Origin of the sequence: Fictibacillus phosphorivorans (assembly GCF_023715845.1) — a bacterium.
Taxonomy (GTDB): Bacteria; Bacillota; Bacilli; order Bacillales; family Fictibacillaceae; genus Fictibacillus; species Fictibacillus phosphorivorans_D.
The window spans coordinates 110,710-128,369 of record NZ_JAMBOR010000005.1 but is presented as its reverse complement, the minus strand read 5'-3'; the positions used below and the strand labels follow the sequence as shown (position 1 = coordinate 128,369).

General features: G+C 40.4%; 16 protein-coding genes. 2 read left to right on the top strand and 14 right to left on the bottom strand.

Going from position 1 to position 17,660, the window contains the following annotated elements; translation table 11 throughout:
• Nucleotides 1–7: 7 nt before the first annotated feature.
• The 5 genes from M3206_RS06235 to M3206_RS06215 form a co-directional block, all read right to left on the bottom strand.
• Nucleotides 8–502: a carbohydrate ABC transporter permease gene (locus M3206_RS06235; RefSeq protein ID WP_251311650.1), complete on the bottom strand. Its 495-nt coding sequence runs from the start codon at nt 500–502 to the stop codon at nt 8–10.
• Nucleotides 503–577: 75 nt separating this feature from the next.
• Nucleotides 578–1,834, bottom strand: coding sequence for an ABC transporter substrate-binding protein (locus tag M3206_RS06230; RefSeq protein WP_251311649.1), 1,257 nt, complete (start codon nt 1,832–1,834; stop codon nt 578–580).
• Nucleotides 1,835–1,948: 114 nt separating this feature from the next.
• A complete protein-coding gene (locus M3206_RS06225) occupies nt 1,949–3,157 on the bottom strand; it encodes an ROK family transcriptional regulator (protein ID WP_251311648.1) in 1,209 nt (402 codons plus the stop codon).
• A 291-nt stretch (nt 3,158–3,448) separates the two neighbouring features.
• On the bottom strand, nt 3,449–4,474 hold the full coding sequence (locus tag M3206_RS06220; protein ID WP_251311647.1) for a GDP-mannose 4,6-dehydratase: 1,026 nt from the start codon (nt 4,472–4,474) through the stop codon (nt 3,449–3,451).
• Nucleotides 4,449–5,825: a UDP-glucose dehydrogenase family protein gene (locus tag M3206_RS06215; protein ID WP_251311646.1), complete on the bottom strand. Its 1,377-nt coding sequence runs from the start codon at nt 5,823–5,825 to the stop codon at nt 4,449–4,451. Before M3206_RS06215 ends, M3206_RS06220 begins: the two co-directional genes overlap by 26 nt.
• A gap of 113 nt (nt 5,826–5,938) precedes the next feature.
• On the opposite strand from M3206_RS06215, the gene M3206_RS06210 reads away from it, so the two are divergent.
• Together M3206_RS06210 and M3206_RS06205 are read left to right on the top strand one after the other, a co-directional pair.
• Nucleotides 5,939–6,838 (top strand): LCP family protein, encoded by a 900-nt coding sequence (locus M3206_RS06210; protein WP_251311645.1) that lies wholly within the window; start codon nt 5,939–5,941, stop codon nt 6,836–6,838.
• A gap of 250 nt (nt 6,839–7,088) precedes the next feature.
• Complete coding sequence (locus tag M3206_RS06205) at nt 7,089–7,391, top strand: DUF3846 domain-containing protein (protein ID WP_251311644.1); 303 nt, start codon at nt 7,089–7,091, stop codon at nt 7,389–7,391.
• 271 nt (nt 7,392–7,662) lie between these two features.
• Here M3206_RS06205 and M3206_RS06200 read toward each other — a convergent pair whose 3' ends face one another.
• The 9 genes from M3206_RS06200 to iolD all read right to left on the bottom strand — a co-directional run bounded on the left by M3206_RS06200 (nt 7,663) and on the right by iolD (nt 17,656).
• Nucleotides 7,663–8,538 carry a hypothetical protein gene (locus M3206_RS06200; protein WP_251311643.1) on the bottom strand — a complete coding sequence of 292 codons (876 nt, stop codon included), beginning with the start codon at nt 8,536–8,538 and terminating at the stop codon, nt 7,663–7,665.
• A 107-nt stretch (nt 8,539–8,645) separates the two neighbouring features.
• On the bottom strand, nt 8,646–8,879 hold the full coding sequence (locus M3206_RS06195; protein WP_251311642.1) for a hypothetical protein: 234 nt from the start codon (nt 8,877–8,879) through the stop codon (nt 8,646–8,648).
• Between the two features lie 115 nt (nt 8,880–8,994).
• On the bottom strand, nt 8,995–10,008 hold the full coding sequence (gene galE, locus M3206_RS06190) for a UDP-glucose 4-epimerase GalE (protein ID WP_251311641.1): 1,014 nt from the start codon (nt 10,006–10,008) through the stop codon (nt 8,995–8,997).
• Between the two features lie 278 nt (nt 10,009–10,286).
• A complete protein-coding gene (locus M3206_RS06185) occupies nt 10,287–11,147 on the bottom strand; it encodes a class II fructose-bisphosphate aldolase (protein ID WP_251311640.1) in 861 nt (286 codons plus the stop codon).
• 4 nt (nt 11,148–11,151) lie between these two features.
• Nucleotides 11,152–12,165, bottom strand: a complete 1,014-nt coding sequence (gene iolG, locus M3206_RS06180; RefSeq protein WP_251311639.1) for an inositol 2-dehydrogenase — start codon at nt 12,163–12,165, stop codon at nt 11,152–11,154.
• 18 nt (nt 12,166–12,183) lie between these two features.
• Entirely contained in the window at nt 12,184–13,776 is a 1,593-nt protein-coding gene (locus tag M3206_RS06175; RefSeq protein ID WP_251311638.1) for a solute:sodium symporter family transporter, read from the bottom strand.
• A 17-nt stretch (nt 13,777–13,793) separates the two neighbouring features.
• Nucleotides 13,794–14,675, bottom strand: coding sequence for a myo-inosose-2 dehydratase (iolE, locus tag M3206_RS06170; protein ID WP_251311637.1), 882 nt, complete (start codon nt 14,673–14,675; stop codon nt 13,794–13,796).
• Nucleotides 14,675–15,706, bottom strand: coding sequence for a Gfo/Idh/MocA family oxidoreductase (locus M3206_RS06165; RefSeq protein ID WP_251311636.1), 1,032 nt, complete (start codon nt 15,704–15,706; stop codon nt 14,675–14,677). Before M3206_RS06165 ends, iolE begins: the two co-directional genes overlap by 1 nt.
• A gap of 30 nt (nt 15,707–15,736) precedes the next feature.
• Nucleotides 15,737–17,656: a 3D-(3,5/4)-trihydroxycyclohexane-1,2-dione acylhydrolase (decyclizing) gene (gene iolD, locus M3206_RS06160; protein ID WP_251311635.1), complete on the bottom strand. Its 1,920-nt coding sequence runs from the start codon at nt 17,654–17,656 to the stop codon at nt 15,737–15,739.
• Nucleotides 17,657–17,660: the final 4 nt, after the last annotated feature.

Sequence of the window (17,660 nt, the reverse complement as noted above, 5' to 3'; positions counted from 1 at the left end):
ATGAAGGCTATGGAAGATGAAAGATACCTAGAATATAGTTGATCAAGCCGTACTCGGTATTGTACAACCACTTCCACACCATCCCTACCGCCACGGGCATCGTAACGACTGGAAGAAAATAAAGCGTACGATAGAACGTCATCCCTTTAATTTTTTGGTTCAATAGTACAGATATTAAGGTGGCAATACAGACTGATAGTGGTACCGAGACAAGCGTAAAGACAACCGTATTGATGATGGAACGGTGAAACGATTGATCTTGTATCAAATTGGTTATATTTTCGAAACCAACAAAGATCGGAGCTGTAAGACCATCCCAACTCGTAAAAGCTAAACCGAAGGACGCAACAGCAGGCATCATATAGAAAACAAAGAGTCCTAGAAATGTAGGAGCGACGAATAATAAGGCGATCCAAGCTTCTCTATTAAACTTCTTTCGCTTTTTGGCTACCTGGACAACCTTCTTTTCCTTTGATTGGAGGGCTACAGGGTAGTTATTCACGTTCTTCTTCCTCTCCTTTCATAAGTCAGATGGATTCAGGCAAGGAACCATCTGACTCTATTAACCTAGTAACTTCTACTTCGCTTCTTTTTCTAGGACCTCATTCATCTTCTCGGTGATGATGTCTAAAGCTTCATCAATCGGTTTTTGTCCTAAAAAGGCGCTTTGAATTTCCTTATTCTCAATATCCTGCCACTGGGAGGTGTATTTAGATACTGGATAAGGAACCCCGTACTCTTGAGCGTCTAAGAATACTTGAAGATCGAGTGAAGGAGTGGAGTTTAGCCAAAGTTCACTCATTTCTTTGTCAGCTGGGATAGAGAATCCAGATTCCGCGATGACTTTGCTTCCTTCTTTTCCTGTTAGGGCTTTAATGAGATCCCAAGCGACTTCATCATTTTTCGTCTTTCCATTCATCGCCCATCCAATTCCGTGGACGATCGATGCTCTTTCTTTGCCTTTTGGAAGTGGGGCAACGCCTAACTTATCCCCGAGAACGCTTTCAAATTCACCCGCACTAACAGAGATAGCCGGAATCATGGCTGATTTCTCGGACATGAATAATTGTTTACCTTCCGTTTCCATAACCGTTTTAGCAGATGGCGAGATTCCTTTTTTCATTAAGTTATCGAGGAAATGAAAGGCTTCTTTTGATTCAGGAGCATTGAACCCTGACTTGGTCTTATCATCACTAATGATGTAACCACCGGCTTGAGGAATGAGATTGTAATAAACGGACTGACTTCTCTTAATATCCATCGTATAGCCGTAAACCCCTTTTTCCTTGTCCGTCAGCTTTTGCCCGACCTTCTCGATGTCTTCCCACGTCCAGGTTTCATCCGGATATGGGATTCCGGCATCATCAAAGAACTTCTTATTATAATAAAGTCCTACTGCATCGATAAAATAAGGAGCGGCATGAAGTTTTCCTTCGTAACTATAGAGATCAACAACTGTCGGATAAAAAGAATCCTTTTTATAATCACTATCTTTTTCGATGTAAGGTTCTAGATCTCTAATGAGTTTTGAAGAAGCATACTGATGGAAATTAGGTCCGTTCATCCAGAACACGTCCGGGCCGCTTCCTCCCCCAAGGCTCGTTTTCAACTTCGTCCAATAATCTTCCCAAGGTGTGTATGTAACGTTCACTTTGATGTCTGGGTGCTTCTTGTTAAAGATCTCGATCGATTTATCTACAGATTCTTTTGCGTTCTTATCCCATAAGGCAACTTCTATCGTATTCTTGCTGGACCCGCCACCTGAGCTACAAGCAGAAAAGGCAACAACCATGATGATTAACAGTAGACTAACGAAAAACTTCACTTTTTTCATTTTTCTCCCCCTCGAGTTTAATAGTTTTAAAACAGGATTAAAAAGAGCACTACGTTAATAAGCACATATACATGCAGTAAACCTTTCAGCCGTTGTTCTGAACCTCCTTTAACTTTATTGAAAAACAAATTGGAATTTTTCTTGCAGGATGACAGCGGCAGCACCTAACATTTCAAAATCTGCTCCAAGTGATGTAGGCTGGATATTCACCTCTTCTTTCAAAATTGGAATGACACCTTGAGCTACCTTAGATCGAATAGCACCTAAGAAAAGCTCGTTATCCTGAATGATCTCACCACTAAGGATGATAACTTCTGGATTGAGTAGGTGGATCGTATTGATGATGCTCGTCGATAGATGGGACACCACTTCATCCATAATGCGAAGACATAATACATCTCCTTCCTTCAGAGCTTGTACAAATAGAGCTGGTGTGATTTTACTGAGATCACCTTTTACCTGATCGTGAATAAACGTTCCCTTGCCCCTTGTTAATAGAGAAGAAACGATTTTAGAATAAATGGCCGGCCAATTCACATAGTTCTCCAGGCAGCCTTCATTTCCGCATTCGCACTTTAAACCACCCCTCACAATCGTTGTATGACCTAATTCACCTGCAGAGCCTTTATAACCACGAAGTGTTTTTCCATTAATCATGACACCGGAGCCGACACCATCACCAATGGTTATGTACAGCAAATCTTTATACTGGCTAAAAGAACCAAAATAGTTTTCAGCTTGAACGAAAGCATTGGTGTCATTATCAATGTGAGTTTGGATATTAAATTTTTCTTCGACGATCTGTTTTAAAGCAATATTGTAAAGTTTTAGTTTGGAATTATAAGAGAGGATACCTTTTGAAGAGTCTACAATGCCAGGGGTGATGATGGAGATTCCCTCGCAAAGATCGATGTTGTCTTTAGAAGTTATAAATTGCTCAATAATAGTTAAAATGAGATTAATAATCTCATTGCCTTGATACTGATGAGTAGAATGAACTTCTCTTTTGATAATAGCTCCTTCCAAATTCATTTCAGAAATCTTAATAAATGAATTTGAAATGGAAACGCCTATGATGTACCTGGAATTCGGATCAAATCGGAGTAGAACGGGTTTCCGTCCCCCACTCGAAGAGCCGACACCATCTTCATAGACAACCCTCTGGTTGATCAGTTCATTCACGGCGGAGGTAACGGTGGTAGGACTTATATTTATAAGCTTTGCGATATCACTCCTAGATATAGGCCCCTTTTTTCGAATGGTATTCAAAATGATAGACCGATTGAGTTCCTGCATTAATTTTAAATCGCCTGTTCTTAGCATATAAATAAACACCTCATCTAGTTAAAATACCAACTTTCTAACAGTGAATTTATAAAGTTTGGATGAATTTCTTGCTTATTACAAGAGGTTTTTTTTCTTTTCTACTTTTAGCGAGGGAAATAACCTTTTTTGGTCAGTTAGTTTTTCCACTGTCTTTATTAAGTATGGTAAATGAAGTGAACTATATTGTAAATGATTTATTTATAAATTTCCTAATATTTTATAAATTTATGGTTGGAACAAAAGAAAAACTCCCCAACTAAATTTGGAGAGCTCTTGAATCTATATCTATTATTTAACTTCGTAATACTTCACATACCAATCAGCAAACCTCTGCAAGCCTTCTTCTATTGAAGTCTCCGGTTTAAATCCTACTGCTTGCTGCAATCGATCCGTTGAGGCATAAGTTGCTGGTACGTCACCTGGCTTAATTGGTTCAAACACTTTTTCAAACACTACTTCCTTACCTAGAGCATTACTTAATGCTTTCTCCAGTGTCGTAATAAAAGTCATCAACTTCTCTGGATTGTTATTTCCGATGTTATAGACTTTATTAGGTACTGATTCTTTAGGTGGATTGCTCAATAAACGTTCAATACCCGCTACAATGTCATCGATATAGGTAAAGTCACGGTAAAGATCGTTTTCAAAGTCCCCATTGTTAAAAATCTTAATAGGTTCACCCGCAAAATACTTATCGGCAAAGCCAAAGTAAGCCATATCTGGTCTGCCCATAGGACCATAAACGGTAAAGAACCGAAGGCCTGTAGAAGGGATCTTATATAGATGACTATACGTATGAGCCATCAATTCATTGGATTTTTTTGTAGATGCGTATAAAGATACTGGATGATCTACAAAATCTGTTTCTTCAAACGGAACTTTTTTATTTGTTCCATAAACTGAACTAGAGGATGCATAAACTAGGTGATCTACGGGGTAATTTCTGCATGCTTCTAATATGTTAAAGAAACCTACAATGTTACTTTGAATATATACATCCGGATTCTCTATGGAATATCTTACACCCGCTTGAGCAGCCAAATTCACAACGATATGAGGCTTGTACTCTTCAAAAATTTTGAAGAGCTCATCTTTATCCGAAATATCATTTTTAATAAAAGTAAATTTTTCAAATGGTTTCAGTTGTTCCAAGCGAGCATGCTTTAGATTCACATCGTAATAATCATTAATATTATCAATGCCGATTACGGTACAATTCTGTTCTAGTAGTTTCTTAGATAAGAAAGATCCTACAAAACCGGCAGCTCCTGTAATTAAATAAACTTTATTAGGATTTAATGGATTGTAATTCAATGTTACTCGACTCCTCTTTACCTACTCGATAAGCAGATGCTCGTCCAATGGAATGATACTCTACCCCTGCTTGTAACATCTCATCTACACCATAAATATTTCTTCCATCATATACTAAAGGAGTCCACATTAGTTCTTTATACTTTTCAGGGGTTACAGCTTTTACTTCTCCCCATTCTGTAAAGATAAAGCAAACATTCGCACCATCTAATGCTTTTTCTACAGTATCTACATATCTGATATTTCCATTGCCATGTTTACCTTCAGGATATACTTTAGCAAAGTTATCAGAACCAACTGGATCAAAAGCATAGATATCCGCGCCTTGTTCTAATAACATTGGTACATTTACTAACGAAGCTGCTTCTCTTAAATCATCTGTTCCAGGTTTAAATGTTAATCCTAAAACGGCTACTTTTAAACCATTAAATGTGATGAGTCTTTTGCTCGCTTTTTTATAAAGCATTGTCTTTTGATTTTCATTTACATCTATAGCAGCTTTAATGGTTTTCAATTCATAACCATTTTGTTTTGCTAGATACTCTAACGCTTTAGTATCTTTAGGGAAACAAGATCCACCGTATCCAATACCTGCATTTAAAAACTTACTTCCAATACGTTGATTATAGCTCATTCCTTTTGCAACGTCTTGAATATCTGCATCTACAAGTTCACAAAGGTTGGCAATGTCATTCATATATGATATTTTAAGTGCAAGAAAATCATTAGAAGCATACTTAATCATCTCAGCAGATCTTCTATTAACAGACACAATTGGTAGATTAAAAGGCTCATAGATATTCATTAGTAGCTCTTCTGCCCATTTACTTTCTGTTCCTATGATGATTCTTTCAGCATAGAGTGTATCGTGGACTGCTGAGCCTTGTGCTAAGAATTCTGGGTTAGAAGCTACTTCTATCTTTACGTCATTAACTAAAAAGTCCTGAATAAACTGGTCAACTTTATCGTTTGTACCAATTGGCACTGTTGATTTAACAACGACTAAACAATCTTTTTCTACCGATTCTGCAATTTGTCTAGCAACTGTAGCAATGTATGATAAATTTGCAGAACCGTCCTGTTGTTCAGGTGTACCGACACCAATAAAGATTGCATCAGCATCTTTATAAGCTGACTTGAAATCCGTTGTATAATCAATTCTTCCTGCAGCATAATTTTTTTGCATTAATTCTTCTAAACCTGTTTCATAGATTGGTGAAACTCCAGATTTCATTAAGTTTACTTTGTTTTCATCAATATCTACACAGGTTACTTGATGGCCTACCTCAGCAAAACAAACGCCGGCAACTAGGCCGACATAGCCTGTTCCAGCTACAGCTATTTTATACATAAATAACTCCCTCTCTTAAAATTTTATAGTTTATTTAGATAATTCAATAAAATGGTTGACATGATATACTTAAGTAGAAAGTCACCAATTCAATAGGAAAGAGAGAGTATTTTATGACCAAGTTCTTAAAGATTGTAGCGATTGTCCTAGGATTGGCTGTAGTCGGGGTAGGCGGTTATCTCTATTACCTGTATGACTCAGCAAAAGATGCGGCACATGAAATGCACGAAAAAATTGAAGTGGATAAACCTAAGCCTATCATTACGGGTAAAGAAGAAGACCTTAAGCCCATCTCAATCATGCTGCTTGGTGTAGATGAACGTGAAGGTGATAGCGGCCGGTCAGATACGATCGTGATTATCGCAGTCGATCCGAAGGATGATAAAATGCTCATGTTCAATATCCCTCGAGATACCCGAACAGAGATTATCGGCAAAGGAAAAGACGATAAGATTAATCATGCGTACGCTTTCGGCGGGACTCAGATGGCCATGGATACGGTGGAAAACTTCTTAGATACTCCTATTGATTATTATGTAAAGGTCAACATGGAATCTTTTAAACAAATCGTTAATGCGGTAGGCGGGGTAGAAGTGAATAACCCCTTTGCTTTTAAGGCAGAAAATTACTCATTCCCTAAAGGGAAACAAGAACTAAATGGCGATGAAGCACTTGCTTATTCCAGAATGAGATATGAAGATCCTCAAGGTGACCGAGGACGTAACAACCGTCAGCGTCAAGTCATTACTTCTATTATTAATAAGGGCGCTCGTGTTTCTTCTATTCTTAAGATCGATAATATTCTAGAGATTCTAGGTGACAATGTTAAGACCAATATGACGTTCGATGAAATGAAATATATTCAGAAGAACTATAAGAGTGCTAGAAGAAATATAAAATCTACGGAAGTAAAGAGTTCTGGAACGATGATCGGCGGAACGTATTATGGAATCGTAGATGATGCTGAGAAGGAACGGCTTCACCAATTATTAAATGAGTATTTAAGCGAATAGGTAATTTGAACCAGACTTCTGTGAGGTCTGGTTTTTCTATACTTTTGTAATGTAATAATACTTTGTCATATTTTGAAGAAAATTATTGAAAAAAAGATAGTTTCTACGATATTTTGAATCGAAAAACTTTCTTAAAAGAATGATAGGCTTTTTATAAATTTCGACAAAAAAACATAATTTACACCTATTACCAATTTATGAGTAATATGCTACCATGAGCATAGTAGGATAAACCGAGGGGGAAACGTCTTTGTCTACGATTTCTGTATTGATGGTTGAACCGTCTAAACGCCCGTCCATTGTTTCGATCGATAATGACTTAAGCACATTTGAAGAAGTCGTTAATGGCCCTTTAGATATGCAGCCGTTTTACCGTTCGCCATTCAAAATTGTCTGTAATGTAGAGAACGGATATGAACTTACATACGGCAAGAAGAAACCACGAGATAGCTTTTTCATCGTGAAACATGACGGCCAATTTGAAGGCATTGATCGAATGGAAGCTGAAGAAGTACGTGATTATTTGAAAGGGAAAATGAAGAAGTGGAAGTAAGGTGAGACCAGTGAAGGTGCTGGTCTTTTTGTTTTATCACTTTTGGAAAGCTCCGTTGTCTCTGAAAGAGGTGAATTTTCGCTGCAGGGCTCGCTTTCCGCAGGGTGTGCGGTGAGCCCATTTGTCACTTCGTGACATTGAATGGCCTCTCCTGTCCCACTCATCCTGCAGGAGTCTCGCCCTTCCTCTCCAATTCACTTTTCAATGAGGGAAAATAAAGACATAATCCAAGTCATTAAAAGATTCTTATGAAATACTTTCTCCGTTGTCCCTACTTCTCCAGCCAATTGTAATCTGGTCTCAATCTAAATGCTGCATGCTCTCTTCGCTTTTCCGTACTGAACATTCCGCTTAGCGTTCCATAGAAGTATTGTGTGAAGCTCGTTTTAATCTTTCGCTGCTTGTAAAGGAATACCGTTGTTTTGAAAGCTTCAATCACTATATAGGTTAATTGTTCAATGGGAGTTTGGAAGTTGAACTTTTTATAAGCCGTGAGGGCTTTGTGCCAGAAGGTATAGATCTCGGTGGCTCTGTCGAAGAAAGGTCTTACGGTTTGGATAAATTCTCTGGGTACGTTATCTGGAACGAAGGTATAGTCCAAGTCTTGAAGATGTGGAGAGATCCAAGAAGGCTGTGTGGTAAGTTTGACGTTCTCTTCCTGACGTATGTTTAGATCTTTCTTTTCTAGATTTGAGAAGAGATTTATAGATTCTGCCGATGAAATTGTTGGTTCCACTCTACTCTCTGAAGGGATCTCGTTATATTCTCGGTGTGTCATTTGTGTTTCATCCGGTATGTCAATTGGTTGAAAAACGAAGACATTATGAGCGAATCCCCCATTCGATCGATAGGTTTTATGCACTTTTAGAAATCCCGCTGATTTAGCTTTTCGGAGCATCCTAACGAAGGTTGCTCTCGAGATTCCACCTTGCCTTGTCGTGCAAGCGGAGACGAGTGTTGCAATCTTGGCGTTGGCTACACCTGGAACGACAACACTGTATTGAGTGAGTACTTCAAATGCAATGTATTCTGATCGGGTGAATAAGTCGGGGTGATGCTGCAGAAAAATATCCTTATGGTGATTGAACTCCCCTACACTTTGGAATTTACTCATATGTTTGTACTGATAGATGTTCCCTGCTCTCATTAATTTCTTCCTCCCTTTAATTGACTCATCTATAAGTGTTTTGAAAGAAGAAAAAAGGAGCCATGTGCAAAATAAAAAAGTGACTCTGCAATAAGAGCCACTCTCATTTAAATGGTCTGATCAAATTTAGATATAAATTCTTTTAATTCATAGTTCTTCACTTTAGATGTATTCCAAGTCTTTTCAAATTGATTTAACTTCTTCTTCACATAATCAAAAGGTGCCGTTCCTTGCAGTTCATCTTCTAAGTATAGTTCACACAGGTTATTTCCTTTATAGACGATCTTTATCCGGTGCCCATTCAGATAACACATATATCCACCATCAATTAGCCGAATCATATTAGCACGCCTCTCTCACCTTTTTCAGCATACGATATATAAGTATTTTAATTCTTAATAAAGAACATTTCAGGTAAAAAAATAGGTTTGTTTCATTACTTATTTTTATAGCGTGTTACCGTATCAGTTGCTTCCCAGATTGAGTTTGCCATTTCCACGTGTCTTTGCACATCTCATAAATGCCCCTTTTAGCCGACCATTGCAGAACATGATTAGCCTTAGAGGGGTCTGCAAAACAAACGGCTATATCACCTGGTCTTCTTTCTTGAATGCTATACTTGATCTGTTTTTTTGATACTTGTTCAAAAACATCGATCATCTCAAACACACTATGTCCTTTTCCTGTTCCTAAGTTGAACGCCTCTACTCCTGTTGTTACAAGGACATGCTCCAGTGCCTTCACATGGCCACTCGCGAGATCCATGATATGAATGTAATCCCTTATGCCCGTGCCATCATTGGTCTCGTAATCATCTCCGAAAATATTCAGGTGAGGAAGCTTGCCACTCGCAACCTGTGAGATATAAGGCAGTAAGTTATTTGGAATCCCAGTAGGATCTTCTCCAATAAGACCACTCTCATGGGCTCCAATCGGGTTAAAATATCTTAGCGAAGCGATACTCCACATAGGATTTGAAATAAATAGGTCTTGAAGGATTTGCTCTGTCATCTGTTTCGTATGTCCATAAGGATTCGTTGCACGTAATGGGGACTCTTCAGTAATCGGCACCCTATCCGGATTCCCATAAACGGTTGCCGAAGAACTGAAAACCAAGTTATACACTCCATACTTATCCATGATCTCGCATAGGTTGAGTGTACTGATTAAGTTGTTCTGATAATACATAAGAGGTTTTTCCACTGACTCACCAACCGCTTTATAAGCAGCAAAGTGGATTACGGCATTGATTTCATGGTTGGAGAAGATCGTATCTATCATTTCTTTATCGAGGAGAGTTGCTTCATAAAAGGTAAGCGTTTTTCCTGTAATCTTTTGGATGCGTTCGATCACATCAGGTTTGCTGTTTGAAAAATTATCGATTACGATCAATTCATAACCTGCGTTTAACATCTCTACACATGTATGACTTCCAATGTAACCCGCTCCACCTGTAATCAATACGGCCATCGAAAATCCTCCTTTACTCCTTTTAATCCATACCGTTAAACCTATGTACTGAGATAAGCTATAGATGTTAAGTTCTTTATAATGAACAATAAGAGCAAAAAAATTTTGGAATCCAGGACAATAATATTTTGAACGAGATCCTTAATTGTTTATCACCAGTATAGTTCTTTATAAAGAACAAATCAACTATTTATTCCCATATTACTCTACCGCTAAATGAAAATAGCACCTCTAACTTTTAAACAAGTGTTTAAAAGTTAGAGGTGCTTTTCTTATTTTCATTTTGAAGTTACTTGCTCAGCGCTTTTCTGATAAGCATTCGTACGTTTGATCACCGTTTCGATGACTTCATCTAAGGCTTTTTTACTTGGCTCAAAGATCTCCATAGGTGCGTATAGTTCTTGGTTTTCTGTGAGCACTTTTCTCACTGCATCTGACCAGGCGATATTCAACTCTGTATTGTAATTGATCTTGGCATGGCCATAGGAAATGGCTTTTTGTAAGTCAGCATCCGAGATTCCAGAAGCGCCATGCAGGACAAAAGGAACATCCGTAGCTTCACGCAGACTCGCCATCTCATCAAAACCTAGATTCGGCTCGCCTTTATACTTACCGTGAACAGATCCTAAAGCGGGTGCTAAGCTATCCACTCCCGTTTCTTTAACGAGCTGAATGCATTCATTTTGATCCGCATAGGCCAGATCGCTGTAGATCCCGTCTTCCGTTCCTCCAACACTTCCTACTTCCGCTTCCACCGTTACGCCATGATGATGAGCGTATTCTACAACTTCCCTTGTATTCTTCACATTTTCCTCGATCGGAAGTTTGGAGCCATCGTACATGACGGAATCATAACCGGCGTCGATCGCTTCTTTACAACGTTCCACCGTTTGTCCATGATCCAAATGCAGGACAGCTGGGACTGTAATCCCGAGATCCTTTTTCATAATCTTAAAGACACTTACTAAGAGCTCAAAACCACCTAACTTGTCGACGATTTTATCGGTTGTGCCTACAATAACCGGGGCTTTGCACTTCTCAGCGGTTTTCAAAATCGATTCCAGCCAAATCAATCCGTTCATATTGAATTGCGGAACCGCATATCTCTTTTCGAACGCATCATCTAAAATATTATACATATCCTCACCCTACTCCATGGTTAACTTTTACTGGTTTTCCACTTTCGTATGATTCTCTGGCAGCCTGCGCAATTCGCTGGGCCATAATGCCGTCTTTAAATACAACGGGAGTTTCTGTGTCGTTTAAAATGCTATTTACAAAGTCCTCGGTTTCTCGGATAAACGAGTCATTATATCTTTCTAGGAAAAAGTGCAGCGGTTGATCCATTTCTACGGTTTCGGCATGAAAATACTTCAGGTTTGTTGCTGTTTCGTTATCCGCCATAAGGGCACCTTTGTTGCCGAACACTTCGATCCGCTGATCGTATCCGTATACCGCTTCCCTGCTGTTATCGATCACACCAAGTGCTCCGTTTTCAAAGGTTAACGTAATAATCGCTGTATCAATGTCATTCTTTTCAGCGATCGCGGGGTTAACGAGGCTCGTTCCCTTCGCGAATACTTCAACGACTTCAGAACCTACTAGATACCTCGCCATATCAAAGTCATGAATACTCATATCCATGAACATCCCACCGGACGTTTCAATATAATCGAGGTGTGGTGGGTTAGGGTCTCTGGAAGTAATCTTTAGGATATGAACGTCCCCCACCTTGCCGCTTCTTACTCGGTTTTGCATTTCGTTAAAGTTCCTGTCAAAACGTCTGTTGAATCCGACTTGGAATTTCACACCTGCATCTTGCACGTCTTGAAAAGCTGCAATCGTCTCCGCGTCATCAAAACTGATCGGCTTTTCACAGAATACATGTTTGTTAGACTTTGCTGCCATTTTAATCAGATCAGCGTGTGTGCTCGTCGGGGAACAGATGAACACAGTATTAATCTCTTGATCTTCAAAAATATCATTATAGTCCTTAGTGATCTCTTCAACCCCACTGTCTTTAAACCAATCTTGTAGTTGGTCAGCAAACAGGTCAGATACCATTTTGAGACGGACATTCGGGTTCGCTTTTAAATTATGGATGTGTAACTTACCAATTCGTCCAGCGCCAATGACGCCTGCTACGACTTTTTTCATGAGGATATCTTCCTTTCTTTAACTAGCTAATACCAATGGGGAGAATATGATGTACATGGCTACTACGATTGATAGAATAATCGTTCCCACTAATTTAGAGTGTTTCCATGGTTTTAGATCCACTTTGTTCTTATACTTCTCAAATTCGAAGTCTTCTTTATCCGGCTTCAACGAGCTGAATCCATACAGAATCGCTAGATCAAGCAGGAATAATACGCTCCATACATACAGATAGTGAATATCGGCAAGCAGAAACTTTGACAGGCTGTAGGTAACGACATGAAAGATAAATGTCCATTTCGCACCCAGCGCTGACGTCTTCTTCGAGAAGAATCCGACTAAAATAATCGCCAGTAATGGCATGTTATACAGACCATTGAACTCCTGGATGACCGCAAACAGCCCTTGAGGGAACAATGAGATTAATGGCGCGATGATAACGACAATAAGTCCGACAACAACGGTAAGGATTCTCCCCATCTTGGCGATTTGACGATTGGTCGCCTGCTTATTGATCACCGGTTTATAAAAATCAAGGCTGAATAACGTGACTGTCGCATTGAGTGCCCCAACAAATGAACTCATGATCGCCCCAAAAACAACAGCACCGAAAATTCCATAAGACCAGTCAGGCAAGATGGTATTTACTAAGGTTGGATACGCTAAGTCCATTTTCATGTCGCCGCCAAACATGTTGTAAGCGATGATTCCAGGGATAACCAAGAAAAAGAGACCAAAGATTTTAAAGAAACCAACCATCATCGTACCTTTTTGAGCTTCTTTCAAGTTCTTTGCAGCTAATGCTTTTTGGACAATCATCTGATTGGTACACCAGAAGTATAGGTTGTTAAAAAACATTCCGAAGAAGAGCGTTGGCCAAGGTACGATCGAGGAATCAATAGGGCCCCACGCATTCAACTTATCTGAAGATTCAGTCACCAAATGGTCTACGCCGGCTAGGAAACTATCATTTCCTAACGCTATGAAACCGAGGACGGTAACCGTTAAGCCACCTACGATTAAACCGACTCCATAGATAGAATCACTATGAGCCGCTAAGGAAAGCCCGCCTACAAATAGATACAATATACCAACCAGCCCGATAAACGCGGCAATGATGACAACAGCTGTTACTGCACTTACTCCCAGATGCTCTTCAATATTAAATAGATCATTAAAGATTAAGGCACCGGAATAAAGCACTACCGGCATAAAGCTGACGATGTATGTAAACATGAATAGGATAGACACGATTCTTTTTGTCATCGTGTCATAACGGACTTCAATAAAGTCAGAGATCGTGTTTACACCATATTTGAAATACCTGGGCAGGAACACCCATGCACACATGACAATCGCGACTGCTGCTGTCACTTCCCATGCCATTACTTCAACACCCGCTACATAACTTTGTCCATTTTGTCCGACAAGGTGTTCCGTCGAAAGATTGGTCATGAGGATCGTCATACCGATCGTCGTTCCTACAAGGGAACGGCCACCTAAGAAATACCCCTCAGACTCTTGTGTGTCTACGCTTCTACTCCGGTAATACGCGTACATATAGATAGCCAGTATGATAACTGCGAAACTTACGATAGCAAACCAGTTCATATGGATTCTCCTTTGTATTAAACTAAGACGTCGATATACTGTTTTGCTTTTAACGCATACTCGAACGCATTACAGATACCAGGATCCTGTTCAGCTTCTACAACAATCCAGCCCTTATAATCATTAGCTACTAAATAGTCCAAGATCGGCTTAAAATCAATCGACCCATCACCCGGTACAGTAAAAGCACCTTTCTTTACGCCAGTAAGAAAACTGTCTTTCTTCTCAGCCACTTCAGCGGCAATCTCTGTTCTAACGTCTTTAAAATGTACATGCTTGATTCGATCAAAATGTTTTTTTAATACATAAAAAGGGTCTTCGCCAGAGAAAACGAGATGGCCGGTGTCATACAGCAAACTGACTTTCTCCGGGTCTGTTTCTGCCATCAGTCGATCGATTTCCTTGGCTGTTTGGACGCCTGTGCCCATATGGTGGTGATAGACGACCGTCATCCCCTTCTCATTCGCCAGTTCACCGAGTTTTTCCAATCCTGTAGTAAAACGCTTCCATTCTTCTTCAGAAAAAGTTGGTTTCTGTTCAAACAGCGGGGTGTTCATCTGACCTTGAATACTGTTACCTTGTTCAGATACAACGATGACTTTCGCTCCGACCGCATGCAGAAAATCTCTATGTTTGATGAAAGCTTCTTTTACTTCTTCAAAATCTTTCGTTGTCAGGTAGGCACTGAACCATGCACTGGCCACCTCAAGTCCTCTAAGGTCCAAATATCTCTTTAAAATCTCTGGGTCTTTCGGATATTTGTTACCGATCTCCGTCCCTTTATATCCTGCAAGCGCCATCTCACTGATACACTGTTCAAATGAATTCTCTGACCCTAATTCCGGCATATCATCATTTGTCCAGGCAATCGGGGCGCATCCTAATTTGATTTGTTTCATTAGACCATCACCTCGTATTTAAGTTCTACCAGGTTGTCCTCTTGGAAGGACTTTTGGCATGCAAGTGCGACTTCTGTGCTTCTTAATCCATCGACAGCAGAGACCTCTGGCTGCGTCTGTTCGCGGATGCATCTGACGAAGTCTTTGATTTCTTCTACATATGCCTCTCTGAAACGTTCAGGAAAGCTTTGAGACGTCGGTCTGACTACTCCATTTTCATTAAAAACGGTCACTTTGTTTTTATCAGGAGTTGCAGCAATCCGGACCATCCCTTTCGTCCCGATCACCTCTGTCTCCACATGGTATCCGTGGCTAGCCGTGCGTCCCGCTACTAAAAAAGCGGTTACATTATTCTCAAGGTGCATCGTCACAGTGCCGATTTCCACTTCATTCAATTCATCCAGTTCAGGAGCCGCTTTATTGTTACCAGTCGCCCACACTTTTTGAATCTCTGAGTTCGTAAACCAGCGAACGACATCGATGTCATGAACACTCATATCTAAGAAAATTCCGCCGCTTGGGCTCTTTCTCGCGAATTTCACAAAGCTGTCGAGTCCAGAAATCGGATCGATGCCATAAGAACGGATGATGGATATGTCACCAATCTCTCCACGATCGATCATTTCTTTCGTATACACATAATCCGCATCATACCTACGCATAAACCCTAAGTGGAATACCCTATCACTCTCTTCGATCGCGGTACATGTCCGCTTGATGTCTTCTACGTCTAGTCCGATCGGCTTTTCGCAGAATACATGGAGATTATGTTCAAGAGCTAATCGAATATGTTCGGTATGAAAACCAGAAGGTGTCACAATACATACAGCGTCCAGTTCTTCATTCTTAACCATTTCTTCATACTGCGTGTAAGCATAAGGAACGTTATATGTATGCTGCACTTCTCGGTTTACGTCTTCATCTAAATTAGAAATCGCGGTCAGCTCAACATGCTTCATGTTATAGATATTATCCGCATGGATCAGGCCAAGACGGCCTAATCCAGCGACACCGATTTTAATTGTTTTCATAGCTCTCCTTTTATTCTCATTCTTTTTCTCTTAGTATTGTTTGGCTTTACTTCTCATGTCGACGACTTCTTTGGCTTTACTCAAAACCGTTTCTTTTGCGGAATGTTCGGAGATCCCTACATTCCAGAAACTCTCATAGCCATCTGTCATCGTCTTAGGCAGTACTTTTATCTCAATCAATGTGGAATTTTCACTTTGTTTGGCTTGTTGGATCGCTTCTTCTAATTCCTGATCATTTTTCACTTTGAACGTATCAAAGCCATATCCTTCAGCTACTTTCGCATAATCTACGTTCAAGATACTCCCATCCGCTTTCGTGAACTCTGTGCAGTAGCTGTCGCCACCATGACCCATCTGAAGGTTGTTGATACAGCCAAAGCCAGAGTTATCAAAGAGTACGATGTTTATCTTGTAGCCATATTGAAGAGCGGTCACCATTTCGGTATGAAGCATTAAGAAGCTCCCGTCCCCAACGATGCTATAGACTTCTTTATTAGGATGAGCGATTTTTACGCCTAACGCACCCGCGACTTCATATCCCATTGTGGAATAACCATATTCGACATGATAGGTGTTCTCCACAGTCGGATTCCATAACCGGTGCATGTCCCCAGGCAGTGAACCTGCAGAAGTAATCACATAACTCGAAGGATCGATCAGATCATTAACTTTGATCAATGCATTCGTTTGAGGGTAAGTCGTTTCTAATGTTTCTGCGTATTCCTTCAGTTTTTCACGGCCAAAAGCATCACTGATTTCCGGCTGATACGCATCATTATCAAAGTCGACTGCAATTTCAGCCAGTCTTTTTCGTTCATCCAGCCATTCATTCTTATAGCTTTCCAGCTTTTCGCCAAATTCGCTTTCATAACCGTCCAACAATGAATGGAGACGTTCAACGGTCTCTTTCGCATCACCTACAAGTTGGATAGCATCCATCTTATACGCCTGCATTCTGCTGACATTGATATTGATAAATGTAGACTCATTAAAATTGAACGCCGTTTTGGAAGCGGAGGTGAAATCGGTATAGCGTGTCCCGATCCCTATGATTAAGTCCGCTTCTTTTGCAGCCTTGTTGGCAGCTAACGTTCCTGTGACTCCGATTCCTCCCATGTTATAAGGGTGATCAGATGAAACAGTGGATTTCCCTGCTTGTGTTTCCGCTAGTGCCACTTTGTATTTCGTTGAAAATTCAGCGATTGCTTGACCTGCAAGGGAATACTTCGCTCCCCCTCCTACGACGATCAACGGTTTCTTCGAAGCAAGAATCGCTTCCTTCGCTCGTTCGAGAGACGCTTCTGACGGGACAGCGCGATCTACATAATGAACTCGTTTCTTAAAGAAGGACTCATCATATTCAAACGCTTCGCCTTGCACATCCTGAGCGATCGACAGTGTGACCGGACCTGCTGTTTCCGGATTCGTTAATACTTCGAATGCACGAAGAAGTGCTGACATGAGCTGTTCCGGTCTTTCGATTCGATCCCAGTAACGGGAGACCGGCTGCAATGCATCATTGGTCGTGATTTTTTGGCTATGAAGGTGTTCTACCTGCTGCAAGACCGGATCAGGCTGGCGAGACGCAAACGTGTCACCTGGCAGAAATAAAACAGGCAGGTTATTCGCTAATGCCATTGCACTGGCGGTTACGAGGTTTGCAGAACCAGGTCCGATCGAAGTCGTTACTGCAAAGATTTTTCTTCTGAAGTTTTCTTTTGCAAAAGCAACAGCCGCGTGGGCCATCCCTTGTTCATTTTTTCCTTGGATCACTTTCAGATCTTCGGCCTCTTCCTGGAGAGCCTGACCCAGTCCAAGCACGTTCCCATGCCCGAAGATATTAAAAACACCTTCGACAAACTTATGTTCTTCGCCGTCAAAATGAATATATTGGTTGTTCAAAAATTTAATAAGTGCTTGAGCAGTTGTACATTTAATCGTATTGGCCATTAAA